15 protein-coding genes are annotated in these 23,512 nt (G+C 64.6%); 4 read left to right on the top strand and 11 right to left on the bottom strand.

All coding sequences use genetic code 11. The features are described from left to right. Nucleotides 1-49: 49 nt before the first annotated feature. Nucleotides 50-3,916, bottom strand: a complete 3,867-nt coding sequence (locus tag ARTB_RS04870) for a hydantoinase B/oxoprolinase family protein (RefSeq protein WP_243177954.1) — start codon at nucleotides 3,914-3,916, stop codon at nucleotides 50-52. Between the two features lie 498 nt (nucleotides 3,917-4,414). On the opposite strand from ARTB_RS04870, the gene ARTB_RS04865 reads away from it, so the two are divergent. Together ARTB_RS04865 and ARTB_RS04860 are read left to right on the top strand one after the other, a co-directional pair. Next, nucleotides 4,415-4,612: a hypothetical protein gene (locus ARTB_RS04865; protein ID WP_243177953.1), complete on the top strand. Its 198-nt coding sequence runs from the start codon at nucleotides 4,415-4,417 to the stop codon at nucleotides 4,610-4,612. Nucleotides 4,613-4,632: 20 nt separating this feature from the next. After that, nucleotides 4,633-5,460, top strand: coding sequence for an IclR family transcriptional regulator (locus ARTB_RS04860; protein ID WP_028278268.1), 828 nt, complete (start codon nucleotides 4,633-4,635; stop codon nucleotides 5,458-5,460). A 214-nt stretch (nucleotides 5,461-5,674) separates the two neighbouring features. Here the strand turns inward: ARTB_RS04860 and ARTB_RS04855 are convergent, their stop codons facing one another. Beyond that, entirely contained in the window at nucleotides 5,675-6,421 is a 747-nt protein-coding gene (locus tag ARTB_RS04855) for an IclR family transcriptional regulator (protein WP_243177952.1), read from the bottom strand. A gap of 680 nt (nucleotides 6,422-7,101) precedes the next feature. Between ARTB_RS04855 and ARTB_RS04850 the strand changes: the two genes are divergently transcribed. Further along, nucleotides 7,102-7,881 (top strand): N-carbamoylsarcosine amidohydrolase, encoded by a 780-nt coding sequence (locus tag ARTB_RS04850; protein WP_243177951.1) that lies wholly within the window; start codon nucleotides 7,102-7,104, stop codon nucleotides 7,879-7,881. Between the two features lie 428 nt (nucleotides 7,882-8,309). Here the strand turns inward: ARTB_RS04850 and ARTB_RS04845 are convergent, their stop codons facing one another. Then, the gene (locus tag ARTB_RS04845) at nucleotides 8,310-9,002 is read right to left on the bottom strand and encodes a DUF4386 family protein (RefSeq protein ID WP_243177950.1); all 693 of its coding nucleotides are present in this window, start codon (nucleotides 9,000-9,002) and stop codon (nucleotides 8,310-8,312) included. 948 nt (nucleotides 9,003-9,950) lie between these two features. On the opposite strand from ARTB_RS04845, the gene ARTB_RS04840 reads away from it, so the two are divergent. Beyond that, a complete protein-coding gene (locus tag ARTB_RS04840; RefSeq protein WP_439954078.1) occupies nucleotides 9,951-12,365 on the top strand; it encodes an HAD-IC family P-type ATPase in 2,415 nt (804 codons plus the stop codon). Nucleotides 12,366-13,154: 789 nt separating this feature from the next. Here the strand turns inward: ARTB_RS04840 and ARTB_RS04830 are convergent. From ARTB_RS04830 to ARTB_RS04800, 8 genes are all read right to left on the bottom strand, one after another. Further along, nucleotides 13,155-14,561, bottom strand: coding sequence for an FAD-binding oxidoreductase (locus tag ARTB_RS04830; protein ID WP_243177948.1), 1,407 nt, complete (start codon nucleotides 14,559-14,561; stop codon nucleotides 13,155-13,157). A gap of 75 nt (nucleotides 14,562-14,636) precedes the next feature. Then, nucleotides 14,637-17,903 (bottom strand): BTAD domain-containing putative transcriptional regulator, encoded by a 3,267-nt coding sequence (locus tag ARTB_RS04825; protein WP_243177947.1) that lies wholly within the window; start codon nucleotides 17,901-17,903, stop codon nucleotides 14,637-14,639. A 219-nt stretch (nucleotides 17,904-18,122) separates the two neighbouring features. After that, nucleotides 18,123-18,611: a DUF1003 domain-containing protein gene (locus tag ARTB_RS04820; protein ID WP_439954077.1), complete on the bottom strand. Its 489-nt coding sequence runs from the start codon at nucleotides 18,609-18,611 to the stop codon at nucleotides 18,123-18,125. A 201-nt stretch (nucleotides 18,612-18,812) separates the two neighbouring features. Then, the gene (locus ARTB_RS21840) at nucleotides 18,813-19,076 is read right to left on the bottom strand and encodes a winged helix-turn-helix domain-containing protein (protein WP_368859391.1); all 264 of its coding nucleotides are present in this window, start codon (nucleotides 19,074-19,076) and stop codon (nucleotides 18,813-18,815) included. Nucleotides 19,077-19,177: 101 nt separating this feature from the next. Next, nucleotides 19,178-20,479 (bottom strand): dicarboxylate/amino acid:cation symporter, encoded by a 1,302-nt coding sequence (locus ARTB_RS04815; protein ID WP_243177946.1) that lies wholly within the window; start codon nucleotides 20,477-20,479, stop codon nucleotides 19,178-19,180. A 207-nt stretch (nucleotides 20,480-20,686) separates the two neighbouring features. Next, the gene (locus ARTB_RS04810) at nucleotides 20,687-22,102 is read right to left on the bottom strand and encodes an aspartate ammonia-lyase (protein ID WP_243177945.1); all 1,416 of its coding nucleotides are present in this window, start codon (nucleotides 22,100-22,102) and stop codon (nucleotides 20,687-20,689) included. A gap of 173 nt (nucleotides 22,103-22,275) precedes the next feature. Beyond that, the gene (locus tag ARTB_RS04805) at nucleotides 22,276-23,004 is read right to left on the bottom strand and encodes a FadR/GntR family transcriptional regulator (RefSeq protein WP_243177944.1); all 729 of its coding nucleotides are present in this window, start codon (nucleotides 23,002-23,004) and stop codon (nucleotides 22,276-22,278) included. Between the two features lie 311 nt (nucleotides 23,005-23,315). Beyond that, nucleotides 23,316-23,501: a hypothetical protein gene (locus tag ARTB_RS04800; RefSeq protein ID WP_243177943.1), complete on the bottom strand. Its 186-nt coding sequence runs from the start codon at nucleotides 23,499-23,501 to the stop codon at nucleotides 23,316-23,318. Nucleotides 23,502-23,512 lie beyond the last annotated feature (11 nt).

Here is a 23,512-nt window from a genome sequence, read left to right as displayed (position 1 = left end):
CAGCGTCAATAGCTGGCTCCAGGCCGCCCCTTTTACTGCGTTTACTGGCTTAGGTTGCGGAACTGAGCTCGGCGACCAAAACCTCGCGGCGTTCGGCGGTTGACCTCAGATCGACCGTGAGTTGGCCGTTGACCTCCTTGATGACCACACCGTAGTCACGGGCGGCCGCCTCGGCGGTCGTGAAGCCGTCCAGCACGTCCTCGAGGACCTTCAGCGGGTCCCGCTTGTGCGGGTCGCCGAAGCCACCACCGCTGGGCACGGTGATCTGCAGGGAGTCACCGGCCAGCAGTTGACGTCCGGTGACCTTGGACGGCCAGGACTCCTCGCCCGCCCGGCCGACGTTCTTCACGAGCGAGCCGTTGAGGCCGTCATGGCCGCCGAAGGCTCCCCATGGGACGTCCGACTCGTGGCGTTCACCCTCGCAGGTGATCGCGGTGTCGGTCAGGAAGGTGTTCTCCCGGACGATGCCGATGCCGCCGCGGAATTCACCGGCGGCCGCCGGCTCGGAGCGCAGTTCGTAGCGGTCGGTGCGCATCGGGAACCGCCACTCGAGCTCCTCGATCGGGTTGTTGCGGGTGTTGGCGATGAGGTTGTCTACGGAGTCCGGCCCGTCGCTGGTTGCGCGGGCGCCGTAGGAGCCCTCGTTGACCTCGAGGTAGACCCAGTACTCGCCCTGTTTCTCGTCCCATCCCGAGTAGGAGATGAAGTGGATGTGGGCGGAGTTGCCGGCGGTGACGCGCTCGGGGATGACGGGGGCCAGGGCCCGCAGGGCCAGGTCGACGGCCCGCTGTACCTGGGAGAACCGCGAGAAGGTTGCGGCCGGGTACGTGGGGTTGAAGATGGTGCCCTCCGGGGCGATGACCTTCAGCGGCTTGAGCATGCCCTCGTTTTGGGGCACGAACACCGGGAAGGCGACCTCGTCCAGGAATATCATCCGGGTGATGAACGTGAATGCCGAGACCGTCGTACCCTCGAATGCGCAGTTGTAGGCTGTGGGCACCTGTTCGGAGGATCCGGTGAGGTCGTAAGTGATCTCGTCACCCTCGATGATCACCTTCACGACGATCGGTAGCTTCTTGCCGTAGTTGCGGCCGTCGTCGTCCAGGTAGCCGACCTCGGTCTCGTAGACGCCGTCGGGGATCTTGGCGATCTCCTGGCGCAGCATCCGCTCCGAGTAGTCGATCCAGCTCTGGCCGGCTTCGCGGACCGCGCCGAAGCCGTACCGCTCGATGAGGGCGATGTAGCGGGACTTGGCCAGCTCGCAGGCGGCGATCATCGCCTGGAAGTCGCCCTCGTTGGAGGTGGGTGTCCGGGTGTTGTTGAGGATGTGCCGGATCAGCGATTCCTGGCGGACGCCCTTCTCGGAAATCTTCACCGCCCGGAAGATGGTGCCTTCGGACTGGATGTCCTGGATGTCCACCATCAGTCCGGAGTACGCACCGCCGTTGTCGATCAGCTGGCCCGAGGCGCCGGCGAAGCCGACGAGTTCCCCGTCGTGGAAGATCGGTTCGATGATCGCGACGTCGGGGGAGTGCGTGGCGCCGAGGTACGGATCGTTGTGCAGGATGATGTCACCGTCGTGGATGTCGTCGCCGAGGACCGAGATCACACCCTTGACGATCTTGGGCATCGAGCCCATGAACATTGGCGTGGAGTCGGACTCGGCCAGCACGTTGCCGTCCTTGTCGAAGAGCCCTGCACCGAGGTCCTCGGACTCACGGATGATCGAGGAGTAGGCCATGCGGAAGAGCACCGATGCCATTTCCTTGGCTGCGGAGTTCAGGGCGCCGCCGATCACGCGCATCAGGATCGGGGTGGCCAGTTTCTCGGCGCTCTGGGTGGCGGCCGGGCAGTCGATGACGAGGTTGCCGGCTGCATCCACCGCTCCGGAGAATCCCGGAGGAATAACTGTGGTGGAGTCGTACTGCTCGATGATGGCGGGGCCGGTGAAGGTGATTCCCACGCCCATCCTGTCGCGGTCGTAGAAGCCGGTGTCCAGGGTGACCGGCTTGCCATCCTGTTCGAAGGTCACCGGGCGGGTTTCCACCAGGGCGTCATCGAGGGAACCGGACTTGATCGCTTCCGGCGTGGGCAGGTCATCCATCAGGGCGCTGGCCTCCACGCGGATGTTGATGACTTCCACGGTGCCGTTCTTGAAGCGGTGCCCGTACTCCTCGAAGTGGGCGTCGTGGAAGGCTGCCTCGGCCATTTCCAGCCAGGCCTGGTTAACCGGTCCGGCGGGCGCAGTGAAGCGGATCTCGTACCCCTGGCCCTCGTAGCGCGCGTCGGCGAGCCATTCGAGCTTGCGGCGTCCGGCTGGCACATCCTCGGCATCGAGTTGGGCGTTGGCCTCGCGCTCCAGTTGCTCATAGGAGCCCTGGATGGCGGCGGGGTCTGCGCTGGCGAACGTGAACCGCTTGGTGGCGACGAACTCATACTTCTCGTCGGTAGCCAGCAGGCCGGTCGCAGCCATGATGCCCGGGTGGGCCGGGATCAGCACCTTCGGGACCTCCAGCTCCGCGGCGATCTCGCAGGCGAACAGTGCGCCGGCGCCGCCTGCCGCGACGAGGGTGAAGTCACGTGGATCGTAGCCGCGGCGGACGGAGTTCTGCTCGATCGCCTGGGTCATGCCGAACTTCTGGATCTGCAGCGCGCCAAGGGCGGCCTGGTCCACGGACATGTTGAGTTTTTCCGCCAGACCTTCCATGGCCTTTCGGGCGCCATCGAGATCCAGATCCATGCCTGAGCCTGCCAGGACGCGGTCAGGGCGCATACGCCCCAGCAGCATCTGGGCGTCAGTTGATGTCGGCTCCGTCCCGCCGCGGCCGTAGCAGACCGGGCCCGGGACGGCGCCGGCAGACTGCGGACCGACGCGGAAGACCCCGCCGGCGTCGACGTAGGCGATGGAGCCGCCGCCTGCGCCGATGGTGTCGATGTCCACCATTGGGACCATGGCCTGGTGGTCGCCGATCTTGGTGTCCAGCAGGTGGCGCATGCGCAGTTCACCCTGGTAGGCCACACCGATGTCCGCTGAGGTCCCCCCAATGTCCAGAGTGACCACGTTCTCGAAGCCGGACTGACGGCCGGCCCACATGCCGCCGATCAGGCCGCCGACCGGTCCGGACATCATCAGTGTGACGGGCCGCTTCGCGGCCTCCTTGATCGGGACCATACCGCCGGAGGACTGCATCAGCAGGATCTCCCGCTTGTAACCCAATCCTTCTGCCTGCTCCTGCAGGCGGTAGAGGTAACGGGAGACCCGGGGCCCGACATAGGCATTCAGCGCCGTGGTGGAAAACCGCTCATACTCCCGGTACAGGGGCACGATGTCACTGGAAAGGGACAGGTAGGCTTCGGGGAACTCCTCCGCGACAATCTCCCCGATCCGCTGCTCATGGGCGGGATTCAGATAGGAGTGCAGCAGGCAGACGGCGATGGCCTCGACGCCGGCCGCCTTCAGCTCGCGTACGCGCTCACGGACCTCGCCCTCGTCCAGGGGAACCAAAACGTCGCCGTTCGGTGCGGTGATGCGCTCCTTGACCGTGAGCCGGTGACGGCGCTTGATCAGAGGCTTTGTCTGCCAGGGCAGATCCTGCTGAAGGGAGAAGTTATGCGGCTTCTTGTGCCGGGCGATGTGCAGGATGTCCCGGAAACCCTCGGTGGTGATCATCCCGACCTCCGCACCGGTGTGCGTCAGCGCGGTATTCGTGGCGACCGTGGTGCCGTGCACCAGCTGGTCGATCTCCGAAAGCGAGACCCCGGCCTTTTCGCAGAGCTTTATGATGCCGTTGATCACGGCCTCAGACGGGTCGTGCGGGGTGGAGGGAACCTTTTCCACAACGGCGATGCGCTGGTCGTCGTCCGAGAAATACAAGTCGGTGAATGTACCGCCGACGTCTACTCCGATGCGCTTCATAAGGGGGTCCTTTCGAAAGTTTGGTTCAGGACTGGGTTGAAGGGAAAGACGGGGGGCCTTTCGGCCGGGCCCGAATTCACCCGGGATTGGAGCTAGTCCGCTGGGCCGGGGGTCCGGTCCCGCAATCCGATGTGCCGTAGCTCACATCGTTGCTTAGAAAGCAATTTAGTTCCTTTGCGAACAACACGCAATGTTTTTGACGTTCATTTCTTGGGACTTCCCCTTTTGCGTCAGGGGACGTGCGCCTCCCTACGAGTTGGAGAGCAGCTTGCGGAAGGATTCGGCAAGGCTCTGCCAAGCAGGGTGGGGAGGGGGCGCGGTCGGTTTTTGGACTGCTGAGAAAAAAGGGTTGCATGTTGCAGAACTATCGGCTACGGCACCCGGCCGGCCGTCATCCACATCGACATGGCCAACGCCTCGACCCGCCCGGGCCGCCAGTTCTCCTCCTCGATGTGAACCTGCCGTCCGACATGGGCGTGTGGTCCCAAAAGATCCCGGTTGAGACCCTGGACGATCGCCAAGGGCTTCCGCCCGATCATCGTCAAGGAGGCCGTGGGCGACCGCGTGCCAGGAGTCGCGGCGTGGAACCTGTTCGATATGGACTCCAAGTTCGGCGACGTGGAGCCACTGGAGACTTGTCCTCCGACGAGAGGTTGGATGGGCACGCCGTACGATGGCTACGGTGACTGCGCGTAGCGCCTGGAGAGGGAGAACCCATGCTTGACCCACAAACAACCACTGACAAACCGCAAGGGGCGGCAGCATCGCTGCTCAACGGTCTTACCGTGCTCGAAGCCTTCTCCGTCGCCAAGCGTTCCCTCCTGGGCGTCACGGAGATCTCCGAGCTCGTTGGGCTGCACAAGAGCACGGTCTCCCGGATGCTTAGCGGCCTGGACGAAGCCGGCTACGTGCAGCGCGACGAGGAAACAGGGCGATACCGCCTCGGGCTCGGGATGATCGGCCTGGCCGGACCACTGCTGGCCGAGCTTAGCGTCCGCCGTGCCGCCCTGCCCCACCTCGAAGAACTCACACAGGCCACCGGCGAGACGGCCGCGATCGCCGTTTGGAACGGCAGCAACGCGATTGTCGTGGAACAAACGGCTTCCACTCACCAGGTCAAGCACAGCGCGGCGATCGGCACGCGCTACAACAAGTTCGCCAGTTCCTCAGTCCGCGTGTTCCTCGCCGAACTGCCGCCCGAGGAGACCGATCGTCTGCTTGCCGACCGTACGGTCCTGCGGGAGGGCTACCTCGGTCTCGAAGACCCGGCCCACGAACAGCTCGTCGGAGTGCGTGACGACGGCTTCGCCGTCAACGACGGCGAGACCACTTACGAGGAATACGGCGTGTCCGCTCCTGTGCGGGACTACCGGGGCGAAGTCGTCGGCTGCATCACAGCCAGCGCGCCCCGATCCCGAGTGCAGTACATGCAGAGTCAGTCGATCCTGCGCGAAGCCGTGCTAGAGGCCGCGGCGCGGGTGTCTACACGGTTGGGCCACCTGCCGGGGAAACAGATCCAGGTCGCTGACGGCGCTGTTGGCTGATCCGAGCAGGAGCCGATGGGCCTGCGAGCCGTGATCCTCGGTGGTTTGCCAGAGCAGGGACCGACGGAGCCTCAAGCAGGGCCACCCCCTCGAAGTTGGCAGCTGCTCCCTCTCGGATGACCCTTTCCGAGTGCGACAGCGCGGTCAAGCGTCTCGATCTGAATGCGGTCGAAGACACGATGTTGCTGACGTTTCGCCTAGCCGCGTGGATGAATCACCCCGGAAGCGGGGCCGCCCAGCCCAAGCGGGTGGATACTTCCGAAGCAGCCTGTTGTACGGCTTGAACCAGAGCATCCTTGGTGGCGTGCTTTTGCACGCGGGAACGGGGGGCGGATGCAGTGATGCACCCAACCACCTTGCCCCGGTAATCCCGAACCGGAGCAGAGACCCCAAACTCCTCCTCCGTAGTCGAACCGTCGTTAATGGCGTATGCCTGACGGGCGACTTCCTGCAGGTGGGCGGTGTGGTCCAACGGCAAACCATCTCCGGCCGTGCGTAGTATCTGCCCGGATCCGATCAGTTCCGTCGCGAGAGCCGGCGCCAGGTCCGCCAGGAAAACCCGCACTGAAGAGCTCTCGAATTTGTTGTACCGGGTTCCGATGGTGGCAGTGTGTTTGACCAGATTCGGGCTGGCAACCTGCTCCACGACGATGGCCTCGTGACCATTCCAGACCGAGATAGCGCTGGTCTCTTGGGTGCTTTCGGTTAACTTCTCCAAATACGGAACCGCAGCACGGCGGACATCCAGATCCGCCAGCAAAGGGGCGGACAACGCGAGGAGGCCCAGCCCGAGCCGATACCGTCCCGTCTCCTCATCCCGCTGGACATATCCAGCTTCTGTTAGACCGCTAAGAATGCGTGAGACCGTGCTCTTGTGGAGGCCAACACGCTGAGCAACCTCAGTCACGCCAAGAACCGGACTTTGAACGGAAAAGGCTTCCAGGACAGCAAGACCGTTCAACAGTGACGCCGCAGCTCCTTGGACCTGCCCGTTGTCATGCCTCGGCCTGCCTGCCACCTTCATCCTTTCGCGCTACGTGACTATCCCGCCACTCTTTGGGGCCATCATATGCCGCAATCTGTACCCGCCTCACTGAGGTTGTCAGTTCCACACTGCGGACGTGAGATTAACGAACAGTAGGCCCGCCTTGGCGGGCGTTCAAAGTGTTCCGCTCAAACTACATCCGAGCTTCGGCAGGCTTCCCTGCTTTTGCCTTGTCCCGAAGGGATCGGCTGCTTTGCTAGCAACATAGTCACAACAGGAGCAACGCACGTAGGCCTACTTTGCGCTCTATCCACCCGGCATACCTGACCTGGCGGGCCGACGATGTTGCTCGTGGAGCAATGCGAGCCTCAATAGAGAAACCGGCGGATAGTGTCATCGCGTGGCTCGAATGTTTCCGCCGGGAAAACTGCGGCCGCCTCAGCCCGTGTTGCTGGGGTGGGCGGGCCGCGAGCCGGACCCTCGCCGGGCTGCCGGAGTGACGCACTCGCCGATGCTTGCCCTATCGAGAAGTTGGTCCGGTGGAGATGCAGACTCCGGGCACCTCTGGTGGTGCGCCGGTTCGTGCGCTACAGTATCCAGTACAGCAACCTCGTTGCTATCTTAGAAACACAAAAGCCGAGAGAGTGGAGAGAACCATGACAACAGAGACAGCGACGTCCAACGACATCGAAGCCCGTCTTGCAGCAGTGCTGGAGGAGGCGTTCGAAGCAGGCACGGGCATCTACAACGAGCGAGGCTTCAAGCGTCGGATCGGCTACGGCAACCGCCCCGCCGTCATCCACATCGACCTCGCGAACGCTTGGACCCGTCCGGGTCACCCGTTCAGCTGCCCGGGCATGGAGGAGATCATCCCGAACGTCCAGCGGATCAACGAGGCCGCGCGCGCCAAGGGCGTCCCGGTCTTCTACACCACGAACGTGTATCGCAACCGCGATGCCACCTCCGGGACGAACGACATGGGTCTGTGGTACTCGAAGATCCCCACGGAGACCCTTCCGGCGGATTCCTACTGGGCGCAGATCGACGACCGCATTGCGCCCGCGCCCGGCGAGGTCGTGATCGAGAAGAATCGCGCCTCGGCGTTCCCGGGGACGAACCTCGAGCTCTTCCTGACCTCCAACCGCATCGACACCCTGATCGTGACCGGTGCGACCGCGGCCGGGTGCGTGCGCCACACCGTCGAGGACGCGATCGCCAAGGGCTTCCGCCCGATCATCCCCCGGGAGACCATCGGCGACCGCGTCCCGGGCGTCGTGCAGTGGAACCTCTACGACATCGACAACAAGTTCGGTGACGTGGAGTCCACGGATTCGGTGGTGGATTACCTGAACCGCCTCCCGCAGTTCGAGGACACGGTCCCGAAGACCCTCTCGGATCCCCAGCCCGAGGTGGCGACCCCCGCGGATCCGGCCTGAGCCGCACCGCACTCTCGGAGCCCCGCGGCCCGGCATCCCCAGGCCGACCCGACGACAGCCGGCACCCCTCAGCGGGTGCCGGCTGTCGTCAGGTCGGGCTGAAAGGTGTGAGCGCACGTGCTGGGGTTGCTGAACGTTAGCGGGCGGGCATCTTCGGGGCCCGAGGCGGACCTCACCGGTGAGGTCGGCGCGGCTGAAGGCGGGTCAGCCGATCCGCTGGGCCAGGGGCACGATAATCCCACCGGACCGCGCACATGGGTGATACGCCATCGGTGATACCGAGATAATCGCAACGTCGTAGATGCGGCGTGAGGTCATTCTCCGGTGTTCATCGTCTCGATCCATCCGGACGGATGGAGCCGACGCGGATTCTCAACACAATCACCTGGACCGCTTGGGCAAGTCCGGCCTCCACGAACCTTAAACCGTCAGCGCGTGCCGGCCGCATGGACGGCCGCGGCTGGCTGGCCCTGCCGTGACTGGCTCCACGCCATCCAGCCACCCGATGCGGCCATGAGCAAGGCACCGGCCGGTTGCGTCGGAAGGCTGCTGCCCGTGGTCGCCTGCCCCAGCACGACGCCGAGGAGGTAGAACAGTACGGCGCCGGCAATCCATAGGGCCCCGGCCCAGCGGGGGAGCGTCCGGGACTGCCAGACCGCGACTCCAAGCAAGACGTTGCCAAGGAACGCGAGCACGATCCCGAGCAGGAACGAGACCGTCATGGCGGATGGAAACTCCAGAAGCATGACGTCCCGGTTCCTTTCCAGATACGCCTTCCCGATCGCGGGAGTGGCGAAAGTGGAGAGGACGGCGGGGACCATTAGCAAGGCAGTTCCCGCGACGGTGATGACTGTTGCTGCCAGTGCCAGGCGGCCGACGCGGCTGTTGGCCAGGCAGCAGCCCAGCGCGAACACCCCGAAGATCGCGAGGATGGTGCCTCCGTAGCTGCCGAGCAAGTGGCTTGACTGATACGAGCCCGAGCTGACGAACCGCGCCCAGGCGTCTGGATCCTTTTGCTGGTCCGGCTGAGGCTCAAGCGTGGCCCAGGCGGTGATCAGGCCGTAAAGAGGTAACGTCCACAACCCCGCCCGGATCCAGTGGGTGATGTTCTGTGCGTTCATGGACCGCTTCCTTCCTCGACCATGAGCCCGCCGCCTGCCCGGAAACGGGGCGACGCCTGCCCCAGCGTAGTTCCGGGGCCGCGTCCCGGGCTAGGGTGCGTTGATTCACGGGAAGGTCCGCGGAACTGCAAAGCTGCGGTGCATCCCGGTCTGGGCGCGCACTGAGCCGAGAGCAGATGGCCGACTGGCGGGGACTCTACCCACTCCTTCGAATCGGGCAGCGAATCGTGCCTGCACGGTATCTTCGCGCGCTCCGTTGACCGTAGGCTCCATCCGTGTAGATCGCGCCCCGACTTCCTAGTCGTTTAGATCGAAGTCGAGGTCAAGGTCCCGTGGTGTTCTAAGTCGCCGCCAGATTGAAGCGACTCGGGCGGTGGGCAGGGTTGATGCAATGGGCATCCGTTCCACGGCGGTCAGTTGTTTCAGGGCGAGCCCGGTCAGCACCGCGATGTCTCTGATGGGTACCTGGAATGTTCGGAACGGACCCAGTGGGGGAGCCTGTCGAGTGCACCGGGCGGGGTACATCCGGGAGGTCCGCCAGCTGGGGTGTCTGGTCCACGACTTCCCATAAGCGCCTTTCGCTGTCAGGTTCACTTCGTTGGACCCCGGACGTAATCGATGATCTCCCGGAACAGCGGTCCAACTGTCGCGATTGTCCAACCTGTACGGGGCAGTTTTTCGGACGGGGTATGCGCGATTCCAGGGTTCCCGTATCTGTATTGGATTTCTCGCAGCGCCAGTGCGGGCGGATGTTGCCGCGGCGGGAGACCGGCTGATGCGTCGCAGTGCGTCACATTGTGGCGCTACGGCGGATACCATCGGAGGGTGAAGGCATACCGCCGGCGCAAGAGACGAGCCTTTCTGCATCGGCGTGCGTCCCCGGCAGCCAAACGCCGGAAGGCCGCCGCCAGGCGCCAGCCGGCCGCCAAGGGGCTGTCGCAGGGGGAGGTGGCTACGCGGGTCGAGCGCGGGCTTACCAACCGCGTGCCGGACACCACTAGCCGGAGCCTGTGGCAGATATTCCGGGCCAACGTCTTCACGCTCTTCAACGCAATCGTCGGCACGAGCTTCCTGCTGCTGTTGTTCCTGGGGCAATGGCGGGATGCCCTGTTCGGCCTCGCCGCGGTCAGCAATGCCGTGATCGGCGTCGTCGAGGAATACAGGGCGAAAAAGTCCTTGGACCGGCTGGCTGTCCTCAACGCCCCCCTCGCGCGGGTAATGCGCGAGGGTCAGATCCACGACATCGCCACGGCCGACGTCGTAAAAGATGACCTCCTGGTGTTGCGGGCCGGGGATCAGGTCACTGCCGACGCTGCCGTACTGGAGTCGTCCGGCCTCGAGGTGGACGAATCGCTTCTCACGGGCGAAGCAGACCCGGTGGGTAAGGATGCTGGGACGGAAGTACTCTCCGGATCGATCGTCGTGGCCGGCCACGGCAACGCCCAGGTTGTCCGGGTCGGAGCGGCGTCGTTCGCGAGCCGGCTGACGGCAGATGCGCGACGCTTCTCACTGGTGAACTCCGAGATCCGCAACAGCCTCAACCGTGTAATGCGCTGGATCGCCTGGATCCTGCTGCCCGTTGCCCTCATCGTGCTCAGCGGCGAGATCCAGGCGCGCGGCGGCTGGCAGACCGCCATTTCCACCGGTGCCTGGACCCCCGCTCTCGTGGGACTTATTGCCAGCATGATCGCGATCGTCCCGCTGGGACTAGTGCTGCTGACGAGCGTGGCCTTCGCCGTGGGCGGACTCCGGCTGGCTAAACACAACGTACTGATCCAGGAACTCGCCGCTGTCGAGGGACTGGCACGCGTAGACGTACTGTGCATGGACAAGACCGGAACCCTCACAGAAGGAGGACTGGTCTTCGACTCGGTTCACCCGCTGGCGCCGCAACCGGGATGGGAACAGGCCCTCGCATGGTTTGGCGCCGAACCCGAGGCAAACGCCACGGCACGCTGCCTGAGCACGGCCTTTGAGGATGATGGCGGCCTTCAACCCGTCCGGACCGTGCCGTTCTCCTCCGCCCGGAAGTGGAGCGGAGTCAGCTTCAACGGGAGCGCCCGCGGTGCGCGCACCTGGATTCTCGGAGCACCGGAAATGATGCTTGTGCAGGGCGACGACGCAGCCGCACGTCTGAAGCCGTCGATCTCGGCGCCCGACGGCGTAGTACCGCGCCAGAGCGACGTCTTGCGCCAGGCTGGCGAACTGGCCGCATCAGGGCTGCGGACCCTGCTCCTGGCCGGCGCGGATCAGTTGCCAGCCAATGGGAAGGTGGAGCAGTTGCCGGGGTCGCTCCACCCTGTGGCGCTGCTGACCTTCCGGGAACAGCCGCGCTCCGATGCCCGGGAGACCCTCAAGTTCTTCCGGACCGAAGGGGTCGGGTTGAAGATCATTTCCGGCGACGATCCCCGCACCGTTGCCGCCATTGCCCGCAGGGTTGGCCTGGAGGTCACGGAGGGCTTCGACGCACGCTCACTGCCGGAGGACCCGCTGCATCTGGAGGAGGTGATGGAATCAAACATGGTGTTTGGCCGAGTGACGCCGGCCCAGAAGAGGGCAATGGTCGAGGCGCTCCAGCGCCGGGGACATACTGTGGCCATGACCGGCGACGGCGTCAACGACGCCCTCGCGCTCAAGACGGCCGACCTTGGCATCGCGATGGACTCCGCGGCGCCCGCCACCAAGGCAGTCGCGCGCCTGGTATTGCTCGACGGCCGCTTCGACCGGCTTCCCGGAGTCCTCGCTGAGGGCCGGCAGGTCATCGCCAATATTGAGCGGGTCTCCAGCCTCTTCCTGAGCAAAACGGTCTATGCGACCGCCATCGCGGTGACCTTCGGGCTCCTGCAGTGGACGTTTCCGTTTCTTCCCCGCCAGCTATCCTTCACGGACGGCCTGACGATCGGAATCCCGGCCTTCTTCTTGGCGCTCATGCCGAACCCGCGCCGCTATCAGCCCGGATTCCTGCGCCGGTCCCTATGGTTCTCCGTCCCTGCCGGACTGATCGTCACGGCTTCCCTGCTCACACTGAACGCATTCGCGCCGCTGGCCGGCACGGCCACGTCCGAACAAGTCAGCAGCGCCTCTGTGCTGACGCTGTCCATGGTCGGACTGTGGATACTATCGGCTGTGTCGCGCCCCCTCAACGCGGCGCGCCTGGCCGTGGTGTTGGCCATGAGCGCCTCCCTGCTGGTCTCGCTCAACCTCCCGCTCGTGCAGGAATTCTTCCTGCTTTCCCGGCCACCCGGCGGGTTGTTGCTCGCGGCCGTGGCGTGCGGGGCCGCCGGGGGCCTCGGAGTCGAGGTCCTGGCGCGGGTCCACGCCCGGGCCTTCCCGCAACAAGGTCCGGTGGTGAAGAGCGGTTAAATGGGCTCATCAATTATTAGCGTTTTGTCCTCAACCGAAGGGGCTGGAAGCCCTGCAAACGTAGGTGTGGTCCAGACATCTTTTGCTGGGGAACCATGGGAGCCCCAGCGACCCAGACTGGCCTGTTCAATCCGGACACTTGGAGGGCCTATATTTCCGGGGTTAAGGGGGAATTGGGCGCCGCGTTCACAGGCGGGGGCGGTGGTGCAGGAGGGTTGCACACAGCACCGATGAGAGGAATATCTCAGGAGGCATTCCTCGGCCAGGGCTTCGGGGTGATCTCTGAAATCGATGTCCGCTCAACCTTCGAGACCAAGCTCGGGGAGGAGAACGGACAGGCCTTGGGCGGCTACCTCATCCTGGGCGTCTGCAATCCCGCCCTGGCCCAACGCGCGCTTGGGGAGGGCTCGTTCCCGTTTGTCCGGCCAAGAGGGGTGTGCACGTTGTCCACACCGGAGTGCGTTTCCTGCCGTTGCTGCCTTGTGGCTCGCACCTTGCCTGCTTCCCACGAGACGGGCAGGAAGACCCCTCCGGAAACCCGGGGATCTTCCTGCCTCAAGTCACGCAACTTCAGGTTAGGGGTTTGCTGGGTGCAGCGGGCCCATCCGCGGCGTCAATGTTGGTGAAATTGGCCCCTTTTGATGATTGAGAAATTGAGCGGTCGCAAGACCGCGGCAACTGACCGGCGTTGCCGGTCAGTTGCCGGGGGAACGGGGTGCCTCTGGCGCCGGCTGTCAGGTTGCTTCCCGATGCTCAGTCGATCAACCACTTCTCACGCAGGCAGTGGTGTCACACCGTGGGGGCGATGTTCTGGTTCAACCGGAATAGATTGGTGGGGTCGTATTCGTTTTTCAGTTCCACGAGCCGCCGGTATGTATCCGCCGGGTACGACGCCCGGACGAGCGCCGTATTCGCTTCACCTGTGAAATTCACGTAGGCCGTCACATCCGGACCGAGCGCGGACGTCACGCCCCGGGCCCATTCGACGACATCCGCGAAGCCTTCCGCCGTCGGCGTGCGCGCAACAACATTGACAATGAATTCCTGGTCGCGGAGTGCGAAGGCCGTTGCTTCGGCAGGAACCCGGCCGACCGCGCCGCCAAGGTGGTGCAGGTGAATCTGCGTCATGGCGCTGGGCAATGCCGCAAACGAGTCCAGCAGCACGCGTACGGACGCGTCGTCGGCGGCGCGCAGAAATGCCGAGCGGAAATAGTTGTGCACGCCCCGCGGGTACAGCGGATCGAGCGCCTGCTGCCACCCCGCGTACGGGTTGGCCGCGAACACATCGGCGATGACCGTGCCCAATGACCGGAAGGGCGCGGTGGCGGCCTCGCCGGCATCGAGATCGCCGGACCAGCACCCTCCCACAGCGATGACCGGCTTGCCGTGCACTGATTCTGGCAGGAACGGGACCGGTGGCGCCATGGTCATGTTGACCAGCGTGGTCAGCTCATCGGGGGCCGCCGCGCAGGCCGCCCGATAGCCGCGCAACACCTGCTCCGCCTCTTCTGCGGGGTAGAAAACCAGGCCGGAAAGGACGATGGGCCCCACTTCGTGCAATTGATACTCGAAGGACGTCACCACACCGAAATTGCCGCCGCCGCCGCGCAGCCCCCAGAACAAATCGGGGTGCTCATCGGCACTGGCGTGAATAAACTGCCCGTCAGCAGTGACGACGTCGGCGCCGACCAGGTTGTCGCTGGCCAGCCCGTGCTTGCGCACGAGCCAGCCGATGCCGCCGCCGGTGGTGAAGCCGGCTATGCCGGTTGAGGACACCAGGCCACCGGTCACGGCTAGCCCGAATTGCTGGGTCTCTGCATCCACGTCCTTCCAGGTACACCCTGCCTGTGCGGCCACGCGGCGGCGGGCAGGGTCCACCTGGACCCCCTTCATCAGCGAAAGGTCCAGCACGATACCGTCGTCGACGGTGGAAAATCCGGGGATCGAATGGCCACCGCCGCGAACCGACAACGGCAACCCCTCGCTGCGCGCGAGATCGACCGTGCGGATCACATCTGCCACACCCGCACAGCGTGCGATGAGCGTCGGGCGCCGGTCGTGGGCCCCGTTCCAGATGCTGCGTTCGTGGTCGTAGTCAGCGTCCCCTGGCCGGACGACCGTGCCGCGCAGGCCGGCGGCGAACTCGGCGATGGTGGCCTCGCCGATGCGGGTCGGCCTAGTCTGCGTCGTTGTCACGATGCGTTCCTCCTGATTGCTGTTGGTTTGTCAGATCCATTTGTCAGATCCAGGAATCACGCTAGTGAACCGTACTCAACGAGCACTCAACTCCGTCTCAACATCATCATCCGAATCCCGCCTACGCAGTGCGGCCAGCCGCTGACCGGCGATGAGGCATCTCGTCCGGTCGAAAATCGCCCCAGCCCTGTCAATTTCGCGGGCCGCCCGATGCGGGTCGCCGAGCTCGTTGGAAAGCTCTGCCACCATCAACCGTTGCCAGCCAGTGTGTCGCCGCCAGGGGGCGACCTTTTCCGCTGCCTGCCTGTACATTTCCCGCGCTGCCCGGACCTCCCCGGAGATCAGTTCGGCGGCACCGAGAATGGTCAGCGTGGCGCCCATCCCCACTTGATCTCCCGCGGACTCGAACCCTGAAAGGCAACGCCGAGCGTCCGTCAGGCCGCGGTCGATATCACCACCCATGGCGCGGAGCAGGGCGATATTAATCTCGGTCAGCAGCTCGCCGCGTCGGTCGCCCAAGCCGAGCCGAAGCTCCCGCGCCAAGGAAAGTGCCTCATCGGCCGCGCCGTGGTCGCCACAGTCGCGCAGAATGCAGCCAAGTTGGTGAAGTGTTTGCGCCCTGGCCAGGTCATCTCCTAACTCGGCGAAATGTTCGGCTGCATCCGTGATGACGGATATCGCAGACTGCGTGTCTCTCGAAAGCCTGGCCGCGTAGCCGATCGCGGACAGCACGTAGCCTTTGGCTTGGATAACGCCAACCCGCCGGCCCAACAGCAGGGTCTCCTCGACGCAGGGGACCAACCGACCGGCGACCGGGACCAGTTGCAGGCTGGGAGTGATCACCGGCAGGAAGGGTGGGGTGCTGGTCTCAGACTGTGCGAGTTCGCTCAGGCAGGTGTTTAGGTGACGGGCGGCGAGTGGTCCGTCCTCCCGGGACAACGCGCACTGGCCGAGCAGCCAACTGCTGGCAGCGCAATGTTCGGGTCTGTCACCCTCGAATGCCTCGGTGTGCACGTCCGCTGCCAGCTGTTCGGCCTCGTCCAAGTCGAAAGTGCTCCAGGCGAGCGAGGTCTCAATGAGCCGGGCCATCGCCACCTCGTCGGGGTTGCCGATCTCCCTCATGATTGCCAGGGCCTCCGCGCCGAGCGCCCGATGCCGGTCGCCGCGGCCCTGCCGGCTGTCCAGCCCGGTCAGGCCGATCAGAGCAGCCGCGCGAGGCCGGGTCGAGTCGGGAGCCACCGCCAAGGCACGCTCCACCCAACGTGCTCCCTCGACCGCGTGTCCGCGGAGGAACCAGAACCGCCACAGGCTGGCCGCGAGCCGGAGCGCGGTCTCGGGCTCGTGGGCGCACGACCAGCGCAACGCAGCGCGCAGGTTGTCGTGCTCACGGTCGAGCAACTTCGGCTGTTCGATGACCACCCCGGTGGCCCGTTCGGGATTGTGGGATTCGGCGACGGCAAGGAAGTAGGCGCAATGCGCAGCCGCCAGTTGAGCCGCCTCACCTGCATGATGGAGATTCTCTTGGCCAAACTGGCGGACCGTCTCCAATTGCCGGTATCGGGTCCCGGCGCCCCTCCTTTCGGTGACCACCAAAGACTTGTCCACCAGCTTGGCCAACAGGTCGAGCAGTTCGATCTGCTGGAGGGACGCGTCAGCGCAGACTGCTGCCACAGCGTCGAGGGTGAAACCACCCGCGAACACAGACAGCCGGCGCAGCAGAACCTGCTCCGGTTTGGTGAGCAGTTCGTGGCTCCATTCCAAGGTGCCACGCAGCGTCTGGTGCCGCGTGACGCCGCTGGTTCCGCCGCCGAGCATGGACAAAGCATCGCCCAATCCCTGGACGATCTCGGCGGGTTCGAGTACGGCGGTTCTGGCCGCGGCCAATTCCAGGGCCAGCGGCATCCCGTCGAGCCGTCGGCACAACTCTGTCACCCCCTGCGCATTGTCGGCGTCGAGCGCGAAACCCGGCCGGACCTGCGCTGCCCGCTCGACGAAAAGCCGGACAGAGGGCAGACGGCCCAGCACGGCCAGGTCGGGAGCGTCGGTCCGCAGGGGCGAGGGCAGGGGCAATGACGGCACCCGGTAGGTGTACTCCCCGTCGGCATGGAGTGGCTCCCGGCTGGTGGCGAGCACTCTAACCCCAGGGGATCCGTCCAGTAGCGCGACGACGAGATGCGCACATGCCGCGAGCAGGTGTTCGCAGTTGTCCAGCACGAGAAGCAGCGAGCGTCGCCGAAGTTGGTCGACCAGCGCTTGCACGCGGCTTGGTGCCGCGCCGGAATCCAACCCGAGGACCTCGGCTACGGCATCGGCCACCAGCAGCGACTCCCCAACGGCCGCGAGGTCGACGAACCAGACTCCGTCCACGTACTCAGGACGAACTCGCTTCGCGGCCTCCAATGCCAGTCTGGTTTTGCCGCTGCCGCCAGCCCCGGTGAGGGTGAGCAGGCGAGCATGGCCCATCAGCCGCTCGACGTCAACGAGTTCACGCTCGCGCCCGATGAAGCTTGTCAACGGGGATGGCAGATAACCGATGGCATCGTCTTTGCCGGTCACGCCGGCGGGCCGGTGGAGGCGCTCTTCGGGCGGCGAGCCGGTCAACAGCTCGCGAAACAGTCCCGTCGTCCGGGTGTCCGGGTCGGTCCCGAACGCGTCGAGGAGTTCGTCGACCAGCCGCTCATATCGTGCCAATGCTTCCGACCGCCGGCCCATCCCAGCCAGCACCACCATCTGCGCGCGCACGGCCCCCTCGTGGATGGGACCGGATTCGAGCGCATGGGTGAGGATGACCAACGCTTCCTCCGGTGCACGCTGCGCTACCGTGGACGCCAGTTTCACCAGTACCTCGAGATGGATTTCCCGGAGCTCATCGCGGCGTGCCGTCAGCCAATCCGCATCCGGCAGCTCCGGCAGAAGATCACCACTGTACAAGTCGGCCGCATCGCGCAGGCTTGCCTCGACGCCTGCAGCCAACGCTGCCACGGCCGAACGCTTGAACTGCAGGACATCGACATCGACCGGGCCAGTGTCATCCAGCACGACCACTTCACCGCGGATGACGAGGAGCCCGTCGCTGCCGGCTCCAGCGCTAGCGAGCGCACGGCGAGCGACGTACAGGGTCTGATGCAGATTCCGTGCGGCGGCCACCGGCTCCATGTCAGGCCACAGACGGTCCAGTACCTGCTCGCGACGGCCACGCTGACCACGCGCCAGCGCCAGCATTGCCACCACGGCCTTTGCCTTCTGCAGCCGCCAGTGGTTGTTCTCGACGGCGTTCCCGTTGACGTACACGATGAACGAGCCGAGAAGCTGGATGCGCAACCCGCTTTGGGTAGGCTTCATGGTTCTTCAGTATCCGCTCGCCAACCGGCGTTGTCGAACAACGAAATTTCCCACACGCGCCCTGCCTTGGCTCACTCTGTGAGCGGCCCATCAGTAGCAAGCAAACCACCAGAACCACAGCAGCCAATCGCCCCCGTCCGGCTCGATTCCGACAACCACCGCCGCCGGCACACTGCCGTGGGAAGTCGCCAAAAACCTCGGCGTCTCTGTACCTACCCTCTACCGGTGCGTCCCGGCAACGGATGCGGGCAAGGTTCTGAGTTGCTGAAGTTCGCGGAGAATCTCCAACTGCTGGCAGTTAATGTCCATCAGGAGATCGATCTCTTCCTTGGACTTCAGGTTCGTAGTGTAGTCATGCTGGGCCATGGCCCCGGCGATGGCATCCTGGCGTTTGGCGGCGATGAGCAGAATTGCTCCTTGCAGACCGGCCAGCATGGACAGAAAGAGGTTAAGAAGTATGTAGGGGTACGGATCCCAGGCATGGGTCGCCAGCGCCCAGGTGTTTATGGCGGCCCAGACCAGCATGAAGGCGATGAAACCTCCCACGAAAGGCCAGCTCCCCATCCCGTTTCGCATGAGGTCCGCGGCCTGCTGCCCGCGGGTGAGGGAAGCCTTGTGCTTGTCGTGCCAGGTGTTCGGTTCTCCGGTCATCCTCCACCCTAACCAGACCTGGCGGCTGGGACGTGCTTCTCCGTTGGTCTGCGCCATGAGTCCTAACCCTCCGGTGCCTTCGGATCTCCCGGCACCTGCCTGGCGCCGCGATTGCGGCACCGTGATCTAAGCCCGGCATGCTGCACGATCTTTCGGTCCTGAAACTGCGAGCTTGGTTAGGGGAGAGGACATGAGATTCCGGCCTTAAAGACACGGCGGACGACGGCGGGAGGTCCCGCCGTCGTCAGCGCTGTCCGGCTAGGAGGCGGGGTCCGTTTTTCCAGGGGCGAGACCGTAGAAGGGCGTGAAACGACCCCTGGCTCCGGGGGAAATGTTGGAACGGACGATCGAAGCGCTCTCCAGCGCTGCCAAATGGTATCTGACTGCGCCTCGCGAGGACGCGATACCGTCGCTGATGTCAGCTACTTTGCTTGCCCCATGGTTTGCCAGGTAGTCGATGATTTGTGATTTGATCGGTGCGTTTCTCGCTCTTTTCGTCCGCTCAATGCGGTGCGCGTCCATCGGGCTCTGGACTTCAAAGTCGGCTGTCATTGGCGATGGCCTTTCATCCGGTGTGAGGGTAGGTTCGCTGGTTGAAAATTGGTTAGCCGAGCGGGATCCGGTCAGTGCCTCGAAACGAGCTCAGGCTCCCTGCTGTCTTCAGTGACTTCCGCGTCTTGGGAGGCTTCCGCGCGTGACGCTTCGAGGAGGGACGTGGACTTGTCGTGGTTCCGGCCGATCACCGCCGTGGCGATGGCATTTCCCAGGATGTTGGTGGCGGTGCGCCCCATGTCCAGGAGCTGGTCGATCACCAGCAGGACACCAATTCCGGCGGCGGGGATGCCGAAGGCAGGGACCACGGCGGCTACGACGACGAGTGACCCGCGTGGCACGCCGGCCATGCCCTTGCTGCTGAGCAGGAGCATTGCGGTCATCGCGATCTGCTGGCCAAGGTCCATGTCGATGCCGTAGGCGTTGATCAGGAAGACCGACGCGAAGGTCATGTACATCATGGAACCGTCCACGTTGAACGAGTAACCCAGGGGCAGCACGAAACCGGTGGTGCGCTTTTCGATGCCGAACTTGGTCAGGCCTTCAATGAGCTTGGGCAGGGCGGCTTCACTGCTGGAGGTGGCGAACGCGATGACCATGGGTTCGCGCACTATCCGGACCAGGCGGAAGGCGGCCCGTCCGAGGAAGGCGACGGCGACGCCGACCATGATGACCCACAGGGCCGAGAGAGACACATAGAACCCGCCGATGAACGACGCGTAGGTGGCAAACGCATCGAGACCTTGGGAGGTGAAGGCCGCTGCGATGCCGGCGAAAACGCCGACGGGCGCCGCCAGCATCACATACCCGGTGACCTTCAGCATGACGCCCATCAGTTCGTCGATGGCATCGGCGATGGAGGAGCGGCCCTTCTTCCGAAGATTCAGCAGGGCGATGCCGAAGAGGGCGCCGAATACGAGGATCTGAAGGGGGTTGTTTTCGGTCAGGGCGGCGAAGACGCTCGTGGGGATGATGTGGGTGATGAACGCCTGGTAATCGAGGGGCTTCGTTTCCATCCCCGCGTCGCCTCCTGGCATCAGGTGGAGCCCGTTACCGACGTTGAGTACATGGGCCGTGATGAAGCCAAACGCGCCCACCAGGACGGAGGCGGACAGGAACCAGATCATTGAGCGGCCAAAGAGCTTGCCCACGCCGGCGGATTTGGCCGCTCCTGCGATGCCGGAGACGAGGGTGGCGAAGATCAGCGGGGCAATGATCATTTTGATGAGGTTCAGGAACATGTGCGTCACGGTGTCGAGGACCGCCACGACGGATTCGCGTGTGTCCACCGGCAGCAGCCCGTGGAAGAGCAGACCGCTGAGGATTCCGAACAGGAGCGCTGCCAGGATCCACATCGTTGATTTGTTTTTCATAGTCAGTCCTTGGGTAGAGGCCGGGTTGGTGGCCCGGTGCTGGAACGGTCCTCGTCATCGAGTTCCGTTTTCTCTGTAGTCGATCGGGTTTTTGGGCACGACGGCGTGCCCCTTGCTCCCTGGTCGGGCGGGGTCGTCGGTCTGGGGGTGGGCCCACTACCGCAGGGTTCCCTAACCGAGCTTGCGAGGTTAGGGAGCGGTTGGGGATTATTTGGTGAGGTTGGCCAGGCGGTGCGGGCTGAGGAGTTCGGTGAGCTGCTCGTCGGTGAGCAGGCCGTGTTCGAGCACGAGTTCCGCGACGCCCTTGCCGGTGGCGAGGGCTTCCTGGGCGATGGCCGTGGCTGTGGCGTAGCCCAGTTGCGGGTTCAGGGCGGTGACGAGGCCGATGGATTGTTCGACGGTGAGGCGGAGGTGTTCGGTGTTGGCGGTGATGCCCCGGATGCAGCGGGCCGTGAGGGTGCGGCAGGCGGCTTCGAGGTGGGAGATGCTCTTGTGGAGGCTGTGGACGATGATGGGTTCGAAGGCGTTGAGCTGGAGCTGGCCGGCCTCGGCGGCCATGGTGATGGTGACGTCGTTGCCGATCACCTCGTAGGCGACCTGGCTGACCACTTCCGGGATGACCGGGTTGATCTTGCCGGGCATGATCGAGGAGCCGGACTGCACCGCGGGGAGGTTGATCTCGCCGAAGCCGGCGCGCGGGCCCGAGGAGAGCAGCCGGAGGTCGTTGCAGATTTTGGAGAGTTTCACGGCGACCCGCTTGAGCACCCCGGAGAGGTGCACGAAGGCGCCGACGTCCTGGGTGGCCTCGATCAGGTCCACGGCCGTGATCAGCGGCAGGCCGGTGATTTCGGCCAGGTGCCGGCAGGCGGCCTCGGCGTACCCGGCGGGGGCGTTCAGGCCGGTGCCGATCGCGGTGGCGCCGAGGTTGATTTCGTGGATCAGCAGGTCGGCTTCGGCCAGGCGGAGCCGGTCCTCGCCGATCGTGACGGCGTAGGTGCCGAATTCCTGGCCGAGGGTCATGGGGACGGCGTCCTGGAGCTGGGTGCGGCCCATCTTGACCACGGTGCGGAACTCGAGGGCCTTTGCGGCGAAGGCGTCTTCGAGCTCGGTGAGGGCCTGGAGCAGTTCCCGGGCCGCGAAGATCGTGCCGAGCTTGACCGCGGTGGGGTAGACGTCGTTGGTGGACTGGCTGAGGTTGACGTGGTCGTTGGGGTGCAGCCGGGAGTAGTCGCCCTTCGGGTGCCCGAGGATTTCCAGGGCCCGGTTGGCGATGACCTCGTTGGCGTTCATGTTCGAGGAGGTCCCGGCGCCGCCCTGGATGACGTCGACGACGAATTGCTCGCTGAGTTTGCCGTTCATGACCTCGGTGCAGGCGTCCCCGATGGCGGCGGCACGCCCGGCGTCGAGCAGTCCGAGCTCGTGGTTGGTGCGGGCGGCGGCGAGCTTCACGGCGGCCAGCCCGCGGACCAGGTGCATGTTCGAGGACAGCGGCTGGCCCGTGATGGGGAAGTTCTCCACGGCCCGGAGGGTGTGGACGCCCCAGTAGGCGCCGGCGGGAACGTCCCGGTCACCCAGGAGATCGTGTTCGGAGCGGGTGTCCGGGGCGGTATGTGCGGTGGTCATGGGGTCCTCACAGGGCTTCGTTGACGGGTTTGGACGGTAAAAATCTGGGGTCGGGGCAGGACTGAGTGACGCCGCAGCCGGCACGGTGGGCATGGTTGTTCCAGGGCAAAGACGCCGCGCGCGGCTTGCGGCGATTGCAGCAGGGAGGGTGGGTGAAATCCGGGGTTTAGGATTTAGCGCGTATGGCCGGCCCTGGAGTTTCCACTTCCGGGGACGATGGTGCCCAGGGCGCATTCGACCCCGTGCAAATGCAGCCTCATGGCCTGGGATGCTTCCTCGGCTGATCCCTTCTCGATGGCAGCGAAAATGCGGGCGTGTTCCTGACCCGATTCCTTGCGCCGGTCAGCCACGAGGTTAAGGGTGTTTGATTGGTTGGCCATGGCGTCGCAGATGTCTGACAGGAATGATTCGAACACGCCATTGCCGCTGCACCGGGCGATGGTCACGTGGAACTCGGTGTTCAAAAGCACCCACTGCTGGAGATCATCTTCCTCGGACATTTCCCGGAGGATTTCCCGAAGGGCCTCCAGGTCTTCGCTGCTGCGGCGTTGGGCGGCTAGGCCCGCGGCCGGCACTTCCACATGGGGGCGGGCTTCCACGAGGGCGCTGGCCGAATATTTGCCGAGTTTGAGGTCCTGGGCCACCTTGTCAGCGATGACGAACGTGCCCTTACCCGTGTGGGTGGCCGTGAGTCCCAATGCGGTGCAGGAACGCAGCGCCTCCCTGACCATCGTGCGGCTCACGCCGTACTGTTTGGCCAGCGATGCCTCCGAGTCCAGGCGGGTGCCGACAGGAATCTTGCCGCCTTCGATTGCGCTGCGGAGGGATGCGAAGACCGCTTCGGCCGCGCCGACGCGCACCACTCGATCTTGTGCAGCTGTCCAGCTGTCCAACAGGTCCATATGAAGACTATGGCACCTGTCACACGGACCGTCAAGGAAGTTCCGAATATGTCGTGAGGGTAAGGGCCTCAGGTGCTCTCGCCAAGGGTTGCGGATGCCGCCCCTGATGCTAGCCCGCGAGAATCGTGCTCGAAGTCGAGTTCGGAGTGGAATTCCAACGCCACGACGACGGATCCAAACCGAGAATGCCCGACCTTCTATCTCGGGACGTGAACCACGTGGCGGAAGTGATCACGACCACTCAGTGTGCCGAAATTTTGGTCGTGCAGAATGGGACCGACACAGCCAAAAGACCGTGGCCATAGCCCCGTTCAGCCCAGCGATAAACACATCGCCAGCGGCTGCCTGCCGATGGCCAGGTCAACGCCGACCAGCACCAGTGAACCCGCGGCGACCGCGGAAGAGATCACGGCCAGCACCAGCAGAACCATCCAAGGGAGGACCGCGGCTCGGGCCTGTGCCCGGGCGCTGGCAGGAGCCGGCTCCGCGTTACCCATATCCTCAACCG

The organism is Arthrobacter humicola (assembly GCF_022803015.1).
Taxonomy (GTDB): Bacteria; Actinomycetota; Actinomycetes; order Actinomycetales; family Micrococcaceae; genus Arthrobacter; species Arthrobacter humicola_A.
This window is presented reverse-complemented; position numbering and strand designations above follow the sequence as displayed.